The 20950-nt window shown below is 68.3% G+C and carries 16 protein-coding genes; 14 read left to right on the forward strand and 2 right to left on the reverse strand.

The window, feature by feature from the left end; all coding sequences use genetic code 11:
* Positions 1–88 precede the first annotated feature (88 nt).
* From WDC82_RS08720 to WDC82_RS08745, 6 genes are all read left to right on the forward strand, one after another.
* Positions 89–1378 carry an EAL domain-containing protein gene (locus WDC82_RS08720; protein ID WP_340116873.1) on the forward strand — a complete coding sequence of 430 codons (1290 nt, stop codon included), beginning with the start codon at positions 89–91 and terminating at the stop codon, positions 1376–1378.
* 175 nt (positions 1379–1553) lie between these two features.
* The gene (locus WDC82_RS08725) at positions 1554–3140 is read left to right on the forward strand and encodes a glucan biosynthesis protein D (protein ID WP_340116874.1); all 1587 of its coding nucleotides are present in this window, start codon (positions 1554–1556) and stop codon (positions 3138–3140) included.
* A gap of 131 nt (positions 3141–3271) precedes the next feature.
* Complete coding sequence (locus WDC82_RS08730) at positions 3272–4168, forward strand: TIGR01459 family HAD-type hydrolase (protein WP_340116875.1); 897 nt, start codon at positions 3272–3274, stop codon at positions 4166–4168.
* 30 nt (positions 4169–4198) lie between these two features.
* On the forward strand, positions 4199–5998 hold the full coding sequence (locus WDC82_RS08735; RefSeq protein ID WP_340116876.1) for an adenylate/guanylate cyclase domain-containing protein: 1800 nt from the start codon (positions 4199–4201) through the stop codon (positions 5996–5998).
* A 106-nt stretch (positions 5999–6104) separates the two neighbouring features.
* Positions 6105–6647 carry a histidine phosphatase family protein gene (locus WDC82_RS08740; protein ID WP_340116877.1) on the forward strand — a complete coding sequence of 181 codons (543 nt, stop codon included), beginning with the start codon at positions 6105–6107 and terminating at the stop codon, positions 6645–6647.
* 114 nt (positions 6648–6761) lie between these two features.
* A complete protein-coding gene (locus WDC82_RS08745; protein ID WP_340116878.1) occupies positions 6762–7919 on the forward strand; it encodes a YbfB/YjiJ family MFS transporter in 1158 nt (385 codons plus the stop codon).
* A gap of 35 nt (positions 7920–7954) precedes the next feature.
* Here the strand turns inward: WDC82_RS08745 and WDC82_RS08750 are convergent, their stop codons facing one another.
* On the reverse strand, positions 7955–9403 hold the full coding sequence (locus WDC82_RS08750) for a HAMP domain-containing sensor histidine kinase (protein WP_340116879.1): 1449 nt from the start codon (positions 9401–9403) through the stop codon (positions 7955–7957).
* A 301-nt stretch (positions 9404–9704) separates the two neighbouring features.
* Between WDC82_RS08750 and scpA the strand changes: the two genes are divergently transcribed.
* The 3 genes from scpA to WDC82_RS08765 all read left to right on the forward strand — a co-directional run bounded on the left by scpA (position 9705) and on the right by WDC82_RS08765 (position 14442).
* Complete coding sequence (gene scpA, locus WDC82_RS08755) at positions 9705–11867, forward strand: methylmalonyl-CoA mutase (protein ID WP_340116880.1); 2163 nt, start codon at positions 9705–9707, stop codon at positions 11865–11867.
* A gap of 186 nt (positions 11868–12053) precedes the next feature.
* Positions 12054–13943 (forward strand): ABC transporter ATP-binding protein/permease, encoded by a 1890-nt coding sequence (locus tag WDC82_RS08760; RefSeq protein WP_340116881.1) that lies wholly within the window; start codon positions 12054–12056, stop codon positions 13941–13943.
* Between the two features lie 4 nt (positions 13944–13947).
* Positions 13948–14442: a hypothetical protein gene (locus tag WDC82_RS08765; RefSeq protein ID WP_340116882.1), complete on the forward strand. Its 495-nt coding sequence runs from the start codon at positions 13948–13950 to the stop codon at positions 14440–14442.
* Between the two features lie 5 nt (positions 14443–14447).
* Here WDC82_RS08765 and WDC82_RS08770 read toward each other — a convergent pair whose 3' ends face one another.
* Positions 14448–15041 carry a LysE family translocator gene (locus tag WDC82_RS08770; protein WP_340116883.1) on the reverse strand — a complete coding sequence of 198 codons (594 nt, stop codon included), beginning with the start codon at positions 15039–15041 and terminating at the stop codon, positions 14448–14450.
* Positions 15042–15091: 50 nt separating this feature from the next.
* Between WDC82_RS08770 and WDC82_RS08775 the strand changes: the two genes are divergently transcribed.
* The 5 genes from WDC82_RS08775 (at position 15092) to WDC82_RS08795 (ending at position 20949) form a co-directional block, all read left to right on the forward strand.
* On the forward strand, positions 15092–15901 hold the full coding sequence (locus WDC82_RS08775; RefSeq protein WP_340116884.1) for an AraC family transcriptional regulator: 810 nt from the start codon (positions 15092–15094) through the stop codon (positions 15899–15901).
* A 50-nt stretch (positions 15902–15951) separates the two neighbouring features.
* Positions 15952–16944 (forward strand): methylmalonyl Co-A mutase-associated GTPase MeaB, encoded by a 993-nt coding sequence (gene meaB, locus WDC82_RS08780; RefSeq protein WP_340116885.1) that lies wholly within the window; start codon positions 15952–15954, stop codon positions 16942–16944.
* A gap of 255 nt (positions 16945–17199) precedes the next feature.
* Positions 17200–17502 (forward strand): 50S ribosomal protein L28, encoded by a 303-nt coding sequence (rpmB, locus tag WDC82_RS08785; protein WP_340116886.1) that lies wholly within the window; start codon positions 17200–17202, stop codon positions 17500–17502.
* A 268-nt stretch (positions 17503–17770) separates the two neighbouring features.
* Positions 17771–20191, forward strand: a complete 2421-nt coding sequence (locus WDC82_RS08790) for an adenylate/guanylate cyclase domain-containing protein (RefSeq protein ID WP_340116887.1) — start codon at positions 17771–17773, stop codon at positions 20189–20191.
* Positions 20188–20949 (forward strand): ABC transporter permease, encoded by a 762-nt coding sequence (locus WDC82_RS08795; RefSeq protein ID WP_340116888.1) that lies wholly within the window; start codon positions 20188–20190, stop codon positions 20947–20949. Before WDC82_RS08790 ends, WDC82_RS08795 begins: the two co-directional genes overlap by 4 nt.
* Position 20950 lies beyond the last annotated feature (1 nt).

Here is a 20950-nt window from a genome sequence, read left to right on the forward strand (position 1 = left end):
GAAAAGCGCCCCCTGCCGCCGCTCGTCAAGCATCCCGACAACACTCCGTTAACCAAGTCTCAAGGCTATCGAGGGCAAAGTGCCCTCTATGTTGAAACACCTCGCGATCTTCCTTTGCTACGCGGGCGGCGCCGTGGCGCTGGCGCTCTTTGCGCCGCTGTGGCTGCCGCTGACCGGCCCCGAGGCCGCGGTCGGCCTGGGCCTGGCCGCGCTGATCGGCGGCGGCCTGCTGCACGAGGTCTATGCCCGCCTGGGCCGCGAGACCTTCCTGGTCGAAAAGCTGCTCGGCCTGCGCCAGGCGCAAGGCGAGGCGCTGGAGGAGCTCAACTGGACCCGCCGCGAGCTAGCTATCCTGCGCGAGGCGCTGGAATCCGCCGGCGGCGTGAGCCGTTCGGGCAAGAGCGTCGACGAGGTGATCTCCGAGGTGAAGGTGCTGCAGTCGTTGATCACCCGCCTTGCCAAGTCGACCAAGGCGCCGGTGCAGGATGTCGGCGCCGCGCCGTCCGGCCCGGCGATGGGCGACCCGGCCCGCCGCCCTGCCGAGAAGTCCGTGCCGCGGCCGCTGCCGCAGGACGGCGGCAGGATCGCCGTGATGCCGGCCAACGCCAACCAGCGGCCCGGCGTGCTGCCGCCGGTCGCCGAAGGGCTCGACGAGTCGGCGGTGCTGGAGATCGCGCGCCAGGCGCTGTGCGACGACCGCATCGACCTGGTGCTGCAGCCTATCGTGCTGCTGCCGCAGAGGAAGCGGCGCTACTACGAGTGCTTCTCGCGCTTGCGCACGACCGACGGCTACATGATCCTGCCGGAGCAGTACATCGGCCTCGCCGAGCGGGAAGGCATCGTGGCGGCCATCGACAACATGCTGCTGATCCGCTGCATCCAGCTGGTGCGCAAGATCCAGTACCGCGAGGAAAAGCTGGACTTCTTCTGCAACATCTCCAGCCATACCCTGGGCGACGACGCCTTCTTCGGCGACTTCGTGGCCTTCCTGGAGAGCAACCGCGACCTCTCCAAGCACCTGATCTTCGAATTCTCGCAGAGCGACTACGAGGCCTGGGACTCTGGGGCCGCCCTCTACCTGCGCCGCCTTGCCGACCTCGGCTGTCGCTTCTCGCTGGACGGCGTGCACCACCTGGACATCGACGCCGATACCCTGGCCAACCGCAACTTTCGCTTCGTGAAGGTTCGGGCCGACCTGCTGCTCAGCGACCCGCGCGCGGGCGAAGCCCTGGTCGACAACCTGAAGGAGCGCGGCCTCACCATGGTGGTCGAGAAGGTCGAGGACGAGGACGCCCTCATCGAGGTCATGGAACTGGGCGTTGAGTGCGCCCAGGGCTACCTCCTGGGCGAGCCGCGCCTCGCCAAGCCGGCGGCGTAACGACCCCTTTTTCCCAAAAATGTCTTGGTCCGCCCCCTGGCCGGCTGTGCTAGACCGGTCGCCGCAGCGGCGCGCCTTCGCGTGAGGCCCCTTTGGGGGAACCTTTCGCGCCGTGGGCTATTTCTGACGGCATGCCCCTTGCGCCGGCCGATCCTCTCCACAACTTTGACGGACTATGACAGCTCTCGATCGACGCACCCTCCTGCAGGTCTTCCTCGCGGCGGGCGCCGCGCGCCTCGTCGGCGGCGCAGCACCGGCGGCGGCCCAGGCGAAAGGCCTCTCCTTCGGCCCCGCCGAGGCGTTTTCCTATGACTGGCTGAAGCAACACGCGCGCGAACTGGCGGCGCGGCCCTACGAGCCGCCGCCGCGTCCCGATCCGGCCATCGTCGAGCAGATCGACTACGACGCCCACGGCAAGCTGCGTTTCCGCAAAGACTTCGCGCTCTATCGCGAGGGCAGCTATCCGATCTCCTTCCAGCACGTCGGCCGCTTTTTCCCCAAGACCGTGCGCATGCATGCGGTTGATGGCGACACCGCGCGCGAGGTGCTCTACGACCCGACGCTATTCACCGTCACCGCCGACCACGTGGCGGCCGGGCTGGGCGAGCAGCCTTCGGCCTTCGCCGGCTTCTGGGTGCATGAACCGCCCAGCGCCGGCGACCTCGACAAGGTGGAGCCCTGGGCGACCTTCCTTGGCGCCTCTTACTTTCGCGGCGTCGGCGAGCTGGGCCAGGTCGGGCTTTCGGCGCGCGGCATCGCGCTGGCGCCCGGCGCGCCGGGACCGGAGGAGTTCCCGGATTTTACCGAGTACTGGTTCGTCCCGGCCGAAGGGCCGGACGACCCCGTCACCGTCTACGCCCTCTTGCACGGGCCGTCCGTGGCCGGCGCCTACCGTTTCCTCCTGCGCCGCACCTCCGGCGTGGTGATGGACATCGAGGCGAACGTGCATCCGCGCCGGACCCTCGAGCGCCTGGGTCTGGCGCCGCTCACCTCGATGTTCTGGTACTCCGAGACCGCCAAGCCGACCATGGTCGACTGGCGCCCTGAGGTGCACGATTCCGACGGCCTGGCGATCTGGACCGGCAGCGGAGAGCGCATCTGGCGGCCGCTCAACAACCCACCGCGCGTGAGCTTCTCCAGCTTCCTCGACGACAACCCGCGCGGCTTCGGGCTGTCGCAGCGCGATCGCCTCTTCGACCACTACCAGGACGGCGTGCGCTACCATCTGCGGCCCTCGGCCTGGGTCGAGCCGCTGGGTGACTGGGGCAAGGGTGTGGTGCAGCTGGTCGAGATCCCGACCGACGACGAGATCCACGACAACATCTGCGCCATGTGGATCCCCGACGCACCGCACGGCGCCGGCAGTCACATCCAGATCGCCTACCGTCTGCACTGGCTGGCCGACGAGCCCTATCCGGGCGAGCTCGCGCGCTGCGTGGCGACCCGCCTCGGCAACGGCGGCCAGCCGGGCCAGCCGCGGCCGCAGGGCGTGCGCAAGTTCATGGTGGAGTTCCTCGGCGGCCCGCTGAAAGACCTGCCGATGGGCGTACTGCCGGAGCCGGTGCTGACGGCTTCACGCGGCGAGTTCTCCTACATCTTCACCGAGGCGGTGCCGAATGACGTGCCGGGGCACTGGCGCGCCCAGTTCGACCTCACCGTCGAAGGCGATCAGCCGGTCGACCTGCGCTGCTTCCTGCGCAACGGCGACCAGGTATTGAGCGAGACCTGGCTCTACCAGTACCACCCGCAATCCACGGTATAGCGGCGGCGCGGAGCCCGGAGAGGGCAAGCCAGGCTCCGCATCGCTCCTTTGCATAGGGCCCCGGGCTGTGGCAGAAGAGGCGCGCAATAGCGTTCTTTTGCCTTCAAACGACCCGGAGCCCCCGGAATCCCATGACATCCGATACCCCCTCGCCCGAGGTGCCGATTTACCCCGGCCTGTCGGCGGTGGCCGACCGCTACGATGCCTTCATCATCGACCTCTGGGGGGTCATGCACGACGGCCTCCAGGCGTATCCGGCGGCGGTCGATGCGCTGCGGCGGCTGCGCGAGGCGGGTAAGAAGTCGGTTGTTCTCTCCAACGCGCCGCGTCGCGCCGCGGTGATTGCCGAGCGCAATGCGGAGATCGGCATTCCCCCCGAACTGCCGGACCACCTGCTGAGTTCCGGCGAGGACGCCTGGCAACACCTGAAGACCCGGCCTGACGCCTGGTACCGGGCGCTCGGTAGCCGCTGCTATCACCTGGGGCCGGCGCGCGACCACGGCATGCGCGAGGGGTTGGACGACATCCGCTTCGTCGAGGCGCTGGGCGAGGCCGACTTCATCCTCAACACCGGCATCCTCAACGATCACGACCAGGTTGAGACCTACCGCGCCTTCCTGGACGAGGGACTTGCCCGCAAGCTGCCGATGATCTGCGCCAATCCGGACCTCATCGTCATGCGCGGCGAGGCGATGGAGATCTGCGCCGGTGCGCTGGCCCTCGACTACGAGCAGAAGGGCGGCAACGTGCGCTGGCACGGCAAGCCTCACCCGGAGGTCTACCGCAGCTGCTTCGCCCTGCTGAAGGGCATCGACCCCACGCGCATCGCCGCCATCGGCGATTCCCTGCGCACCGACGTCGCCGGGGCCCAGGCCTCCGGCATCGGCAGTATTTTCATTGCCGGGGGCATCCACGGCGAGGAACTCGGCGTAGACAAGGACGGGGCGATCGATCGCGAGGCCTATGCCCACTTCATGGCGGCGGCCGAATGGAAGCCCTCCGCGGTGCTGCCCTACATGCGCTGGTAGCGGCGCCGCGGTTGGCCGAACGGTGGGTGAATGGCTGAACCGCAGACGCGCCGCTTTCATGTCGACTTCGACTCTCCGCCGGAAGCGGTGTGGCCGATCCTGGCCGACACCGTGCGCTACAATGAAGCGGCTGGGCTGCCGCGTTATACGGTCACCGAAACCCCGCAGGCCGACGGCACAGTGCTGTACGAGGGGCGGACCAAGATCGGTCCCTTTTCGCTCGCCTGGCGCGAGGTGCCGGCCAATTGGGTCGGCGGCCGTTGGTTCCAGATCCGCCGCGAATTTTACAACGGCCCGTTCCAGGACCTTACGGCCCGCTTCGAGCTGACGCCGGCCGCCGGCGGACGGACCTGTGCGGGCGATTACACCCTGAGCGCCACCCCGGCCAACCTGCTGGGTCGTCTGCTGCTGCGTACCCGCTTCCTGGAGAAGGCCGGCAAGACCTTCACGGTGCTGGCCGGCGATGCCCGGCGCTACGCGGCCGGTGCCGCGGCGGCGCCGTTCCGCTTCTCGGCGCCGAAGGCCGATCCGGCCCTGAGGCGGAAGGTCGATGCCCTGGTGGGCGAGATCGAAGCGAGCGGCCACGGTCACGGACTGGCGCGCCGCCTCGCCGACCACCTGCTGGGCGCGCAGGAGGCCGACCTGGTGCACATCCGCCCGCTGGCGCTGGCGCGCGACTGGGGCGCGGCGGAACGCGCGGTGATCGAGCTTTGCCTGCAGGCGGTGCGCGCCGGCCTGCTGACCATGCGCTGGGATTTGCTGTGCCCGCGCTGCCGCGTCGCCAAGGCCGCCGTGCACGCGCTCGACCAGTTGCCCAAAGGGGCGCACTGCGCCACCTGCAACATCGACTACGAGCGGGACTTCTCGCGCAACGTCGAACTCAGCTTCCAGCCGGCGCCGACGGTGCGCGCGCTGGGGACGGGCGAGCACTGCCTCTTTGGCCCGATGTCGACGCCGCACATCCGACTGCAGATCATCCTGCAGCCGGGCGAGCGCCGGGCCGAGCCCTGCGCGCTGCCGCCCGGCAGCTACAGGCTGCGCAGTCTGGAGGCCGGGCCGGAAGCGGAAGTGACGCTGGCGGCGGGCGAAGCCCTGCCGGAAATCGTGCTGAGCGGGGAGGCCGTGAGCCTCGGTCCGGCGGGCGAAGCGGACAAGGTGGTGCTGCGCAACGCATCGCCGCGGCCGGTGACCGCCATCGTCGAAGAGCGGCCCTGGCTGCGCGACGCGCTGACCGCCGATCGGGTGACCGCGCTGCAGGCCTTTCGCGATCTCTTTTCTGACCAGGTGCTGCGGCCCGGCGACGAGGTGGCGGTGGCGCGCGTCGCGCTGCTGTTCACCGACCTCAGGCGCTCGACCGAACTCTACGGCAACATTGGCGATGCCGCCGCCTATCAACTGGTGCGCGATCACTTTGCCTTTCTCGGCGCCATCGTGCGGCGCCACGACGGCGCGCTGGTGAAGACCATCGGCGATGCCATCATGGCGGCCTTCACCAAGCCCGCCGACGCGCTGGCCGCCGCGCTCGACATCCAGCGCGAACTCGGCAGCTTCAATGCCGCCGGGCAGCGCCCGCTCACCATCAAGCTCGGCCTGCACGAGGGGCCCTGCATCGCCGTTACCTTGAACGGGCGGCTCGACTACTTCGGCACCACCGTGAATATGGCGGCGCGCCTGCAGGGCCAGAGCCAGGGCGGGGACGTCGTGCTGTCCGAAGCCGCGGCGGAAGATCCCGATGTGGCGGCGCTGCTGGCGGGTTTCGAGGTGGGCGCCGAGACGACCGCCCTGAAGGGCTTCGATACGCCGGTGGCCTTTCGCCGAGTTCGCCTGTAGGGAACTGCAGCCGGGCGCATGCTGCGCTATAATAACTCCAATGCGGAACGATATCGGGGGAAGCGTCATGCTGCGGAGATGGCCGCGGGTTCTTGCACCGCTTTTAATGGCCGGCTTGCTGGCCGCCACGCCGGCGCTGGCCGGGGACTTCGATCTGTCCAAGCTGAACGACGGCGGCATTGTCCTGCTGCTGCGTCACGTGAAGGCGGGCGGTGTCGATTCCGACGATTTCGACCTGAAGGACTGCCGCACCCAGCGCGAGGTCGGCGGACCGGGGCGTGCCCAGGCTGCGGTGCTGGCCCAGCGCTTCAAGGTCGCCGGGATCTCCGCGGCGCGGGTGCTGACGAGCCAGTGGTGCCGCGCCAGGCAGACGGCGGAACTCCTGGGGCTCGGTCCGGTGACCGACGAGCCGGCACTGAACTACTACCACTGGAAGCTCGGCAGCGAGGCCGCCATGACGGAGGCCTTGAAGCGCTTCTTCATCGATCTGAAAGCGCCGACGCCGGGCGCGCCGCTGGTGTTGGTCAGCCACACCACCGCTTTCGGCCTCATCGGCGTGGACGCGCCGCAGTCCGGCGGCGGCCTGGTGCTGCGTCCGAACGGCACCGCCACGCCGGAGGTGGTCGGCGTCATAAGCGCGCCGGAGTGAGCCGGCCTCGCGGCGACTTGAGCGGGACCCTGCCCACCGGGAATTGCAATTCGACCGCCCGGCCGGCGTGCTAGCCTTGAGGGCATGATGGGCGAGTCCGAAGCAGTGGCGCCGGTGGCTGACACGGCAGGCAAGGGCGTGGTGGCGGTCGCGCTGGGCGGTTGCATTGCGCTGGCCACGGCCATGGGCATCGGGCGCTTCGTCTACACCCCGATCCTGCCGTTCATGGTGGAGAGCCTGGGGCTCACCCAGGCCGAGGCCGGTATCATCGCCTCGGCCAATTTCCTCGGTTACCTGGTGGGTGCCCTGGCGGCGGCCAAGGCCAGCCTGCCGGGTGGCCGGCGGCGCTGGTTCCTGGTCGCGCTGGCGATCTCCGCCTTGACCACCGCGGCCATGGCCGCCGAGGCGGCGGTGCCGCTGTTCCTGCTGCTGCGCTTCGCCTCCGGCGTCGCCAGCGCCTTCGTGCTGGTCTTCGCCTCGGCCCTGGTGCTCGACCGTCTGGCGGCGGCCGGGCGGCCCGGCCTCTCGGGACTGCACTTTGCCGGAGTCGGCATCGGTATCGCGGGATCCGCCGTGCTGGTCGCCGCGCTCGCCGCTCAGGATGTCGGCTGGCGCGGCCTCTGGCTGGCCAGCGGCGCCCTGGCGCTGGCCGGATTGTTCGCCGTGCTGCGCCTCGTCCCGGCCGAGCAGGAGCCGCCGCTGCCGCCGCGCACCAGGGCCAAGGCGAAACCCAATCCGCGCCTCGTCGCCCTCATCGTCGCCTACGGACTTTTCGGCTTCGGCTACGTCATCACCGCCACCTTTATCTCCACCCTGGTGCGCCTGACACCGGAACTGCAGTGGCTGGAGCCCTATGTCTGGCTGACGGTCGGCCTTGCCGGCATTCCCTCGGTCGCGGTCTGGGGCTGGATCGCCCGGCGCATCGGCAACGGGCGGGGCTTCGCTGTCGCCTGCCTGGTGGAGAGCGTCGGTGTCGCCCTGTCGGTGCTGGGCAGCGGCGCCGCCGCGGTGCTCTTCGCCGCCGCGCTGCTGGGCGGCACCATCATGGGGATCACGGCCTTGGGCCTGGTCCATGCGCGCAGCCTGTCGTCGGGCGATCCGCGCCGCTCCATCGCGCTGATGACCGCCGCCTTCGGGCTGGGCCAGATGATCGGGCCCAGCTTTGCCGGCTTCGCTTACGGCATCGGCGAGTCCTTCCTGCTGCCGACCCTGGTGGCCGCCGGCGCCCTGGTCGCCGCCTTCGCCCTCACCATGGAGTGGCGCCGCCGTTAGACGGTGTTGGGGAATGGCGCCGCCATAAAAGGCCTTCAGTAGCCCTGGGAGACCGCGCGGCTGGCCGCCAGGGGAGCGGCGCCGTCATTCTGGCCGGCATCGTCGCCGGGCAGTGGCAAGAAGATGCGAAAGATCGTGCCGCGCTCGCCGGCGCGCTTCAGTTCGATACGGCCGCCCTGAGCCTCGACATATGACTTGGCGATGGTGAGGCCCAGTCCGACGCCGGTATTCTCGGCGACGAAGGAGTTGCCTTCCTGCCAGAACGGCTCGAACACCTTGGCGAGGCGCGCCTCGTCGATACCGACGCCGTTGTCCTCCACCGTCGCCACCGCGAGATTGCCTTCGACCTTGGCGCTGCAGATCACCGTGCCGCCGCGCTGGGTGTACTTGATGGCGTTGGAGACACCGTTGATGAGCGCCTGGCGGGTGAGCCGGGGATCGCAAAGCGCCGCGCAGGGGCCGTCGTCGCGGCAGTCGAGAACGATGTCCTTCTGGTCGGCCAACGGCTGCAGCAGGCGGCGGATCTCGGTCAGCAGAGCGTTGAGATCGCAGGCTTCCTTGTTCAGTTCGAGGGCGCCGGCCTCCACGCGTGAGAGGTTCAGGATGTCGTTGATGATGATCTGCAGGCCGTTGGCCGCGTCGTGGATGTTCTTGGCGTAGTCGGTGACTTTGTTGAGCACCTGTTCCTTCGGCAGCACGGCGAGAACCTCGGAAAAGCCGAGGATGGCGTTCAGCGGGGTGCGCAGTTCGTGGCTCATGTTGGCGAGGAACTGGGTCTTGGCGGCGTTAGCGGCTTCGGCGTTCTGGCGCGCGGAGAGGTATTCCTCGTTGCGCCGTTCCAGCCGCAGCATCAGCTCTTCGCTCTGGTTATAGGCGCCGACCAGTTCCTGCTCGTGCTTCTTCAGGTCGTCGTAGGCCCGGAAGAAGCCAGCCATCAGCAGGCCGACGCCGGCCATCGTCGCGAGCACCAGACCGGCGGCGAAGACCACGTAGAGCATCTCCTGCTGGGCCCAGATCGGATAGAGGAAGGCGTTCAGCGTGCGCCCGGCGAAAGCGGCGGCGATGAAGTGGTTCAGCCAGCCGCCCTGGCGCAGGAAGAGCAGGGCGGCGGCGAGGTTCGCGATGCCGACGGCGGCAGTCACGTACAGCGTGCTGTAGCGGGGGGCGACCAGATAGCTCAGCAGCAGCGCGGGCACGGCGATGGCGAGGAACAGCAGCACCCAGGCGATGCGCGGTGGGGGGCGCTTGTTGCGGTAGTGCAGGGTGCCGAGCAGCAGCACCGGCGTGGCGGCAGCGGCAGCGAGGGTGGGGAACGGAGGGTGGCCGATCGACGCGATGGTGACGGCCAGCGCGAACTCGTAGACGCTCCAGTACACGAGAAAGGGGTTCTTGCGGTCGGAGCGGCACCAGAAGGCGTAGAGCGCGCTGCCGATCACGACCAGCACGGCGACGTGCAAGCCCTTTATGATGACGTAGGGATCCATGGCCCCCGACGGCTCCTCCCACGGTCCTGGGTCCCCACCTTCCCGGACCTTACCGCGATGAATAAGCTGAATGATTGCTTAAAGTAAATGTTTTAACATGGACTTAATTGAGAAAATGCACGGCAATGCAATCGTCGCGGCGGTTGGGCGGTATGGTGCCGCAACTCCTTCGGTTGGCGAATCCGCGCCACCTGCACCCTTTCCCCGCAATCGTTAGAGCGCCTATACTGCACCTGCGAAGAAGGCAAGCGGTGCAAAGCCGCCGAAGATGGGAATCCCGAGGGACGCGAGGGCGAAAACGATGACCGATTGGCCGGAGAAGACGCTGGACGACTGGCGCGCCCTGGCGGCGAAGGAAGCCAAGGGCGCCAAGGGCGAGGGCGCCGACGATCTCGTCTGGCAGACGCCCGAGGGCATCGCCGTGAAGCCGCTCTACACCGCCGAGGACCTTGAGGGCCTGGAGACGCTTGGCAGCCTGCCCGGTTTCGCGCCCTTCACCCGGGGGCCGCGCGCCACCATGTACGCCGGCCGCCCCTGGACCCTGCGCCAGTACGCCGGCTTCTCCACCGCCGAGGAGTCCAACGCCTTTTACCGCGCCAACCTCGCCGGCGGGCAGAAGGGCCTCTCGGTCGCCTTCGACCTGGCGACCCACCGCGGCTATGACTCCGACCACCCGCGCGTGGTCGGCGACGTCGGCAAGGCGGGCGTCGCCATCGATTCCGTCGAGGACATGAAGATCCTCTTCGACGGCATCCCGCTCGACGAGATGTCGGTCTCCATGACCATGAACGGCGCCGTGCTGCCGGTGCTGGCCGGCTACATCGTCGCCGCCGAGGAACAGGGTGTTGGGCCGGAGAAGCTCTCCGGCACGATCCAGAACGACATCCTCAAGGAGTTCATGGTTCGCAACACCTACATCTATCCGCCCGAGCCCTCGATGCGCATCGTCGCCGACATCATCGGCTACACCTCCCGGCACATGCCGCGCTTCAATTCGATCTCGATCTCCGGCTATCACATGCAGGAGGCGGGGGCGACCTGCGTGCAGGAACTGGCCTTCACCCTGGCCGACGGCATCGAGTACGTGCGCGCGGCGCAGTCCAAGGGTCTCGACGTCGACGCCTTCGCGCCGCGCCTGTCGTTCTTCTTCGCCATCGGCATGAACTTCTTCATGGAGATCGCCAAGCTGCGCGCCGCCCGCTTCCTCTGGGCCGAGCTGATGCAGCAGCACTTCCAGCCCAAGAGGCCGGAATCCCTGATGCTGCGCACGCATTGCCAGACGTCCGGGGTCTCGCTGACCGAGCAGTCGCCCTACGGGAACGTGGTGCGCACGGCGATCGAGGCCATGGCCGCCGCGCTGGGCGGCACCCAGTCGCTGCACACCAACGCCCTTGACGAGGCGGTCGCGCTGCCGACGCCGTTCTCCGCGCGCATAGCCCGCAACACCCAGCTCATCCTGCAGGAGGAGACCGGCATCACCAAGGTGGTGGATCCCCTGGCGGGCAGCTACTACGTGGAGAGCCTCACCGCTTCCCTCGTCAGCGAGGCGCGCAGGCTGATCGGCGAGGTCGAGGAACTGGGCGGCATGACAAAGGCCGTCGAGTCCGGCATGCCCAAGCTGAGGATCGAGGAGTCCGCCGCCCGGCGCCAAGCGCGCATCGACCGTGGCGAGGAGGTCATCGTCGGCGTGAATAAGTACCGCAGCGAGCAGGATGACCCGGTCGAGATCCTCGACATCGACAACACCAAGGTGCGCGAGCAGCAGGTGAAGCGCCTGGAGAAAATCCGCGCCGCGCGCGACGATGCTGCCGTCGAGGCGGCGCTCGCCGACCTGACGAAGGCGGCCCAGGACGGCAGCGGCAACCTGCTCGACCTCGCGGTGAAGGCGACGCGCGTGCGCGCCACGGTGGGCGAGATCTCCGACGCGTTGGAGAAGGTTTACACCCGTCACCGCGCCATCATCCGCTCGGTCACCGGCATCTACGGCTCGGCCTACCAGGGCGACGAGGGCTTTCGCCGAATCCAAGGCGAGGTGGAGGCCTTCGAGCGCGACGAAGGCCGCCGCCCGCGCATGCTGGTGGTGAAGCTGGGCCAGGACGGCCATGACCGCGGCGCCAAGGTGATCGCCACCGCCTTTGCCGACATCGGCTTCGACGTCGACGTCGGCCCGCTGTTTCAGACCCCGGAGGAGGCGGCCCGCCAGGCGATCGAGAACGACGTCCACATCGTCGGCGTCTCCAGCCAGGCGGCCGGCCACAAGACCCTGGTGCCGCAGCTGCTGGACGCCCTGAAGCGCGAGGGCGCCGACGACATCATCGTGGTCTGCGGCGGCGTCATCCCGCCGCAGGACTACGACATGCTGCTGAAGGCCGGGGTCTCGGCAATCTACGGCCCGGGCTCCAACATCCCCCACGCCGCCAGCGAGATCCTCGGCATCGTGAAGCAGCGCCGCAAGGCGGCGTGACCATCTAAGGCTGTCATGTCCGGGCCTGACCCGGGCATCCATGGACTTGCCGCACGGACGGTGCGGCGGAGGAATGGAGCCTCGGGTCAAGCTCGAGGGCAACGACTGGGGGGCGGAGGGACTCGCAAACGGCCTTGCAACAGAATGTTTGGCGGGGCGGGGTGCAGCGCCTATATGCTCTGACACATGAGCGAAACCTCCCCAAATCCCGGCCATAAGGCCGAATACGGCCAGGGCAGGGCCCTGGCCGGCCTGCTGCCCTACCTCTGGCCCGCGGGGCGCAGCGACCTGAAGCTGCGCATCGTGGTGGCAGTGGTCTTTCTGGTGCTGGCCAAGCTGGCCACCGTGACCGTGCCGCTGGTGCTGAAAGAGGCGGTCGATGCCCTGACCCCCGGGGGCCTGACGGCCGCTGAAGGGGCTGCGGGAGGCGCCGCTTCCGCCGCCCTGGTGCTGCCGCTCGCCTTGCTGCTCGCCTATGGCGCGGTGAGGGTGGCGGCACTGGGTTTCGGCGAACTGCGCGACTCGCTTTTTTCCGCCGTCGAGCAGAACGCGGTACGGCGCGCGGCCCTGGCGACCTTCCGCCACCTCCACGCCCTTTCCCTGCGCTTCCACATGGAGCGCCAGACGGGCGGCCTCAGCCGGGCCATCGACCGCGGCACCAAGGGCATCGAGTTCCTGCTGCACTTCGCCACCTTCAACGTCATCCCGACCCTCATCGAGATCGCGCTGGCCTGCGGCATCCTGTGGTACCTGTTCGACTGGCGCTTCGCGGTGGTGCCCTTCGTCACGATTCTCGGCTACGTCATCTTCACCCTGAAGGTGACCGAATGGCGCATCGAGATCCGCAAGCGGATGAACGATGCCGACAACGACGCCAACACCAAGGCGATCGATAGCCTCTTGAACTTCGAGACGGTGAAGTACTTCGGCAACGAAGACCACGAGGCACGCCGCTTCGACACGGCACTGCAGGCCTACGAGAAGGCCTCGGTGAAAAGCCGCAGCAGCCTCTCGGTGCTGAACACCGGACAGGCAGTCATCATCGCCGTCGGCATCACCCTTTTGATGATCCTGGCGGCCCAGGGCGTGGTCGCCGGCACCATGACCGTCGGCGACTTCGTCATGGTGAATGCCTACCTGCTGCAACTCGCCATGCCGCTGAATTTCCTTGGCACGGTCTACCGCGAGATCAAGCAGTCGCTCATCGACCTGGAGACCATGTTCCGTTTGCTGCACTCGGATGCCGAGGTGCGCGACGCGGCCGATGCCGGCACGCTGGATCTGGTGAAGGGCGAGGTGGTCTTCGACGGCGTCTCCTTCGGCTATGACCCGCGCCGTCCGATCCTGAAGGATGTGAGCTTCACGGTGAAGGCGGGCAACACGGTGGCCATCGTCGGTCCGTCCGGTGCCGGCAAGTCGACCATTTCGCGCATCCTCTTCCGATTCTACGACGTGCTGGACGGCGCGGTGCGCATCGACGGCCAGGATATTCGCGATGTCTCCCAGGCATCGCTGCGCCAGGCCATCGGCATCGTCCCCCAGGACACCGTCCTCTTCAACGACACCATCGGCTACAACATCAGCTATGGGCGACCGGCGGCGAGCGACCAAGAGATGCGCGAGGCGGCGCGCCTGGCGCAGATCGACGGTTTCGTCGAGAGCCTGCCCGACGGCTACCACACCATGGTGGGCGAACGTGGCCTGAAACTCTCCGGCGGCGAGAAGCAGCGCGTGGCCATCGCCCGCACCATCCTGAAAGCACCCAGGATTCTGCTGTTCGACGAGGCGACCTCCGCCCTCGATACCAAGACAGAGCGCGGCATCCAGAAGTCCCTGCGCGAGGTGTCGCGCGACCGCACCACCCTGGTCATCGCCCACCGCCTCTCTACCGTGGTCGAGGCCGATGAGATCCTGGTGCTGGAGGCTGGCCGCATCGTCGAGCGCGGCCGTCACGAGGCGCTGCTGGGCCGCGGCGGCGTCTACGCCCAGATGTGGGCGCGCCAGCAGGCCAGCGTCGACGAACTGGCCGACAAGATTGCCGCCGCCCCAACGCCCGCGGACAGTGCGGCGGAGTAGAGAAATGCTGGCGCTGGATAGTTCACGATGGGCCGAACTGACCGATGCCTATGGCGGAGCCTCCCGCATTCCAATATTGCTTGAGAAAGCAGCACAGAATCGGTCCGCCGACGGTGACCTCTGGTCATCGCTTTGTCACCAGGGCGACGTCTACACCGCGTCCTATGCGGCTTTGCCCCATCTTGTTGAGGTCGCCAGATCCGGCGTTGATCGCACAGCCATCGCTACGCTCGACTTGATCGGGGCGATAGAGGTTGCCCGCCTGCAAGGGAAGGGCCCTGCGATGCCCGGTGATCTGGCCCATGCGTACAATGCGGCTTTGTCGGTCTTGCCCGAGATCGCCGCCAGACTGCTGATAGAGCCTCGCAGCGAGGAGGAATGTCGCGTCATTCTCGGCGCCCTGGCCGCGGCCAAAGGGCATCCACAGCTGTCTGCAGCCATCTTTGAATTGTCGCCGGACATCGCGGACCGACTTCTCGGTCGTTGGCTTTTCGAATAGGGCGCTCAAAGCAGTGCCAGTCCCACCGAGGCGACCAGCAGCACGGCGAAGGTGACGTTGGCGATGCGGCTCTTCTTCGGATCTTGGAGGGTGTGCGCGACAAGGCTGCCGAACAGCAGCCAAGCGAAATTCACCAGCACGATGACCAGAGTGAGCGCGGCGATCTTCACCACCGCGTCCGCCGCCAGGTCGCCCGGCACCGCGCTGTGGCCGGCGTAGACGGCGCCAATGGCGGCGAAGGCCTTGGGGTTGGCGATGGCCAGGAAGAGGCCGCCGGGGAAGGTGGGCGCCTTGGCCGTGTCGGCCTGGGCGGTGAGCGGCGGCGCCGTCGCGATGCGCCAGGCAAGGTAAAGAATATAGGCGGCGGCCAGCAGGGTGATCGCCGTCTTCAGCGCCGGAACGGTCAGCACCACCGCGGTCACCCCGGTCGCAATGAGGCAGAGCACGGTCGCGGTGCCGCAGATTATCCCTGCAAGGTAGGGCAGGCCGCGGCGCCAGCCGAAGGAGGCGCCGACGGCGGCAGTCGAGAGGGTGGCCGGGCCGGGGCTGCCCATCAGCGGCAGGGCGGCGAGCCACAGCAGGACGAGGTTGCCAAGCATGCGGTAAGCTAGGCGCGCGACGGCGGCCCGGTCTTGAAGGATTGTGCAGCATGGCAACGGAGCGACGCAGAGACTGGCTGCGCTACCGGTCGTCGGGGCCCGGCCTCGACTGGGCCGAGGCGGCCTTCGTTCGGCACCGCTTCTCGCCGCACCGCCACGATACCTACGCCATCGGCGTCACCACGCGCGGCGTGCAGGCCTTCACCTATCGCGGCGCGGCGCGCGCCTCCCTCGTCGGCGACGCCTTCTTCCTGCATCCCGACGAACTGCACGACGGTGGTCCGGGGGGAGAAGAAGGGCTCGGCTACCGCATCCTCTACATCGATCCGGCGCTGATCGGCGCGGCCCTGGGCGGCGGCCCGCTGCCCTTCGTCGCCGATCCGGTCGCCCGCGCGCGCGAGATCGCGGCGGCAGTGGATGCCGTCTTCCCGCACCCGGAAGACCCGCGCGAGGAACTGCGGGAGGCCGATGCGATCTGCGCGCTGGCGGCCGTGCTGGCGAAGACGGCCGGGTGTCCCGCCGGGCCGCCGGTCGCACCCGATCCGGCCCTCAAACAGGTGCACGACCAGCTGACGGATCGCTGTGCCGAGGGGATCTCGACATCCGAACTCGAAGGCTTGTACGGCCGCGACCGCTTCACCCTGGCGCGCCAGTTCCGCCGCATCTACGGCGTCTCGCCCAGCCGCTTCGTCACCCTGCGCCGCTTGGACCGTGCGAGGCGCGCGATCGCCGACGGTACGCCGCTGGCCGAGGTCGCGCTGGCGGCGGGCTTTGCCGATCAGGCGCACCTGACGCGCCAGTTCCGCGCCGCCTACGGCACCACGCCGGGGCGCTGGCGTAGCTTGCTACGCGCGGCCTGACGCCCCGGAGGGACTTGCTTTTAGGTCACGCTTCGGCCCATAAGCGGGGCATGAGCGGGCTTCAAGAGCAGGCGACGGCCGGGCTGGCGGACAAGGTACGCGCGGGTGACCGCCGCGCCCTGGCGCGCGCCATTACCCTCATCGAATCGACCAAGCCGGAGCATAGCGGCGACGCCGAGGCCTTGCTGGAGGCCCTGCTGCCGGCCAGCGGCCACTCGGTGCGCATCGGCATCTCCGGCGTGCCCGGCGTCGGCAAGTCCACCTTCATCGAGCGCTTCGGCCTGCACCTGCTGGAGGCCGGCCACAAGGTGGCGGTGCTGGCGGTCGATCCTTCCTCGAAGGTCAGTGGCGGCTCGATCCTGGGCGACAAGACCCGCATGGAGGAGCTGTCGCGCGATCCGCGCGCCTTCATCCGTCCCTCGCCGACCGGCGGCACCCTGGGCGGCGTCGCCCGGCGCACTCGCGAGGCCATGCTGATCTGCGAGGCCGCGGGCTTCGACGTGGTCATCGTCGAGACCGTTGGCGTCGGCCAGTCGGAGACCGCCGTCGCCGAGATGGTGGATATCTTCCTCCTCATGCTGCTGCCCGGCGGCGGCGACGAGCTGCAGGGCATCAAGAAGGGCATCGTCGAACTGGCCGACGCGGTGGTCGTGAACAAGGCCGACGGCGACCTGAAGCCGGCCGCCGAGCGTGCCGCAGCGGAGTACTACGCCGCCCTCGGCCTGTTGCGCGCCGCCAATAAGGACTGGCGGCCTCCCGTCTTGAAGTGCTCTGCCCTTTTGGGAGAGGGCATCGAGGCGGTCTGGCAGACTGTCGAGAAGCACCGCGCGGTCATGGAGGCCAGCGGCGCCCGCGCCGCCAAGCGGGCCGCCCAGGCCGGCGCCTGGATGTGGGCGGAGATCGCCGACGGCCTCATGCGCCGCTTCAAGGCCCACCCGGAGGTCGCCCGCGAGTTGGAAGGCCTCGAGCGCCAGGTGAAGGCCGGCAAGACCACCCCCACCGTCGCCGCCCGCCGCCTGGTCGGCCTGTTCAGCCGGGATTAACGCGATTCTAGGGTAAATGTTGAGGAGAGGCCCCTCGCCCTCCCACTTCGCGGACCCTCCCTCTCCCCACGGGGAGCGGGCAGGGGTGAGGGGGGCCTTTTTGGCCCGGGATTCGGCTTGACGGGGCCCCGCTGCTGCCTTAGAAACCAGCCCGCACCGGGTGGCTCCGTCCGCCCGGTATCCCATTTTAATGACCCAGGCGCCTCCATCCGAGGCTTCCTCCGGCGCCGGGCCCAAGAGCTAGGATTTGCGATCATGGCACGACGTTGCGACTTCACCGGCAAGGCCGTTCAGACCGGCAACAACGTGAGCCACGCCAACAACAAGACCCGGCGCCGCTTCCTGCCGAACCTGCAGGACGTCAGCCTGATGAGCGACGCGCTGGGCACCACGGTGCAGATGCGTCTGTCGACCCGGGCGATCCGGACCGTCGAGAAGCGCGGCGGCATCGACGCTTACCTGCTGTCCACCCCGGCCGCCAAGCTGGGCACCAAGGCCCGCGAGATGCGCAGCCGCATCAAGAAGGCCGCTGAGAAGCAGGCCGCCGCCGGCGCCTGAGCCTCACCCGCTCATCTGAGTTCCGAAAGGCCCGCCCTCCGGCGGGCCTTTTTCGTTTCGGGCGCCGGCCCCGTCTGTTGCCCGTCTGCCGCCCCTCTGTTGCACGGGCGCCTGAGGCCCAGGGGCGCCACCTTGCCCTAAAGGCCTACCCGATCGGTAATGACTCCGTCGGAAATCGCTCTATTCTTTTGCCTGGAAAGCCCTTTGCAGGTGCTGCCTAGCCGGTTTTCCGCTCGGCGGCGGTATTCCTCGGAAAGTGGATTGCCCCATGCAGAGCGTCGAGATTATTGACGTCGACAGCGATCCGACTGCGGCGCGCAGAGCCTTCTGGCGCCGGGTGGTGCGTTTCGGCCTGCCCGCCGGTGGTATCGTGGTGGTGGCGGCTGGCCTGATCGCCAGCGCCGTCTACACCAACGCCATGAACAAGGCCGACGTATTGGCTTTGTCGCGGGACTTCATCGGTTCACTGAATGCGAGGGTGCACAGCGACGTCCGCGCCTTCCTGGACCCCACCCAGACCGCCGTCGGTAGCCTCGCCGCCGTGGTGCCGGCCGAGCCGCTCTCCGAACCCGGACGCGCTCTGTTCGAACGCCTGGCCCGTGACCTGCTGCACCGCCACCCGCAGCTTGCCTCCGCCTACCTGGGTACCGCCGAGGGCGAGTTTCTCATGGTCCGGCGCAACGAAGCCGGGACCGCCGACACCAAGGTGATATGGCAGACGCCCGAGGGTCGGCAGTCGGTCTGGACCCGGCGCGACGCCGGTGATCAGGTGATCGCCATCGAGGAGGACCCGGACGACCCTTACGATCCGCGCACGCGCGACTGGTTTCAGGACGCGCGGCAGGGTGACGGCATCGCCTGGAGCCGGGTCTACATCTTCTTCACCGACAAGGCGCCCGGCATCACCGCCTCCACCGCGGTGAGCCGGTCGGGGGACGCGCCGTCGGGCGGTACCGTGGTGGGCGTCGACATCAACCTCAGCAGCCTCAGCGGTTTCCTCGCCGGCCTGCAGGATGAGGCCCGCGGCACCCTGGCGATCGTCAACGATGACGGACAGGTGGTGGCCTTTCACGAACCCGAAAGAGTGATGATCGAGCAGGAGGGCCAGTTGCGCTCGCGGACCATCCGCGAGCTCGGCTATCCAGCGCTCGCCGAAGCCTTCGACCGCCTGCGCGTCGAAGGGCCCGACCGCTCGATCATAGAGATTGACGGGAACCGCTACGTTTTCAGCGCCGCTTCGCTGCAAGGCGCGGTGTCACGCGCCTGGTGGCTCATTCTGCTGGCGCCCGAAAGCGCCTACCTGGGTTTCATCGCGGTGAACGGGCGCCGGGGGCTGATCGCGGCCGGCGGCATTATCGCCTTGGCTTTTCTCCTGGCGGCGCTGCTGACCTGGCAGGGCATCGTCGCGGAACGCCGTGCCCGTGCCGTGCGGGCGACCGGCGCGCGGCTGGAGAAGCAGCGCCACACGTTCGACGAACTGGCGGGTCTGACCGCGCTGGCCGATCCGGGCGATGAGCATGATCTGCGCCGGGCGACCGAGATCCTCGCCCTTGCCGAGGCGGCCAGCCGGGTCGGCATCTGGCGGCTTGCGCGCGACGGCCGCGGCCTGGTCTGCCTGGACGCCTTCGAGACGCAGACCGGCAGCCATGCCGCCGGCACCAGTATCCGCGCACGCGACTTCGAGACGCTGTTCGCCGCGATCGTCGCGGGACAGACGCTGGACATCCCGGACGCGCGCAACGACCGGCGCGCCGAAGGCCTGCAGATGACCTATTTCCAGGCGGTCGAGACGAACGCCCTCACCTCGCTACCCATCGTCGCCGCCGGCGGGACATGGGGCGCGCTGTGGATCGAGGATGCCGATCCGGCAGCGGCGGTCGATGTCGACCGCAGTGTGGCGCGCACCGTCGCGAACCTCGTGGCGCCGCGCCTGCAGGCGATGGCCGCGTCCGAGCAGGTCAAGCCGGCGCCGCGCGAAACCCGCTCGGAGAGTCTCCACGGTTCCCTGGTGATTCCGCGGGGGCAGGGTGATGCGAAGCTCTCCAGTCCTATGCTGCGCAAGGCCTCGCTGCTGGATCTGCGCCGCCAACGCTCCGCTGCCGAAAACAACGGTCAGGCGATGGGGGCAACGGTCTACCGCAACGCCACGGTCCTCGTTCTGAAGCTGCTCGACGATGACGCGCTGGCGGCCTGTTCATCCGGCAGCAAGGATGGCGCGGTGATCCGCGAGGTGGTCGGCATCTTTAAGGAAGCCGCCGACAGGGTCGGCATTCCCTACGTGAAGATTCTGACCGATCAGGTGCTGGCCGTCGACGGTTTCGGCGGCGACGACTTAGATGGCGCAATGGCCGCGGCGGCGGCCCGGCAGGTCGCGGTGGCGCTGAACGTGCGCGAGCGCTGCAACGCTATTTTCCTGGCCGCCGGCCTCGGGCCACAATTCGCCATGGGCCTCGACAGCGGCACGGTGTTCGGCTCGGCGGTCGGTTTCGGCGACAGCCCCTACAACGTTTGGGGCGAGGCTGTGCGCGTGGCCATCACCATGGCGGAAACGGCGGACCGCGGCACCATCCAGGTTAGCGAGGCCACCTACGAGCTGCTGCGCGGCGACTGCATCTTTCGGCGCCGCGGTGCTTTCTACCTCGGGCAACTCGGCGAGATGTCCACCTTCACCCTGCGGAGCCGGCTGTGAGCGCCGTATTGGGAACGGCCAACTGGCTGTTCATGGCCTTCGCCATGGCAACGGCGGTGGTCCGCCAGGCGCTGCGGCCGATCACCTGGCGGCGGCCGGCGCGTCAGGAATTCTGGCGCTTCATGGAGATCGTCTGCCTGCGCAACCTTCTGGCGGTCTGCATCGCCGCCGCCTTGATCGGATTGACGCTGATCTCGCAGGGGCTCTATTGGCTGGACCGCTTCGGCCAGGCCGACGCCATCGGCCAGGTCATCGTCTTCGCCATGGTGCGCGAGATCGGCCCGATCGTCGTCGGCCTGCTGGCACTTGGGGGCGGTGGAATCGTGTTGTTGGGCGAGCTGAGCGCCATGCGCGCGCACGGCCAATTGGAATCGCTGGACCGGCAGGGCGTCGATCCCTTCCTGATGATGGTCGTGCCGCGGGTTCTCGCCATTGTCGTCGCCGTTTTCACCCACAGCATCCTCTTTATCGTCGTTGCCCTGGCGACCGGCTATACGGTGGCGCACGCGACCGGCGCGACGGCGATTCCAACGGGGCAGTTCGTCGTCAACATGCTGGCGGCGATCGGGTCCGCCGGCTATCTGATCCTGCCGGCCAAATCGTTGGCGATTGGGCTGACCATCGGCGCGGTCTGCGCGCTGACGGCGCTGGACCCTCGCGCCAGCGGACTCGGCGCTGCGACGCTGACCGCCACCGGCTTCATTCGTGCGATCTCCGGCGTGCTGCTGGTCAGTGCGCTGATCAGCCTGGCGATTTGAG

It is taken from the genome of Pelagibius sp. 7325, assembly GCF_037652055.1.
Lineage (GTDB): Bacteria > Pseudomonadota > Alphaproteobacteria > Kiloniellales > Kiloniellaceae > Pelagibius.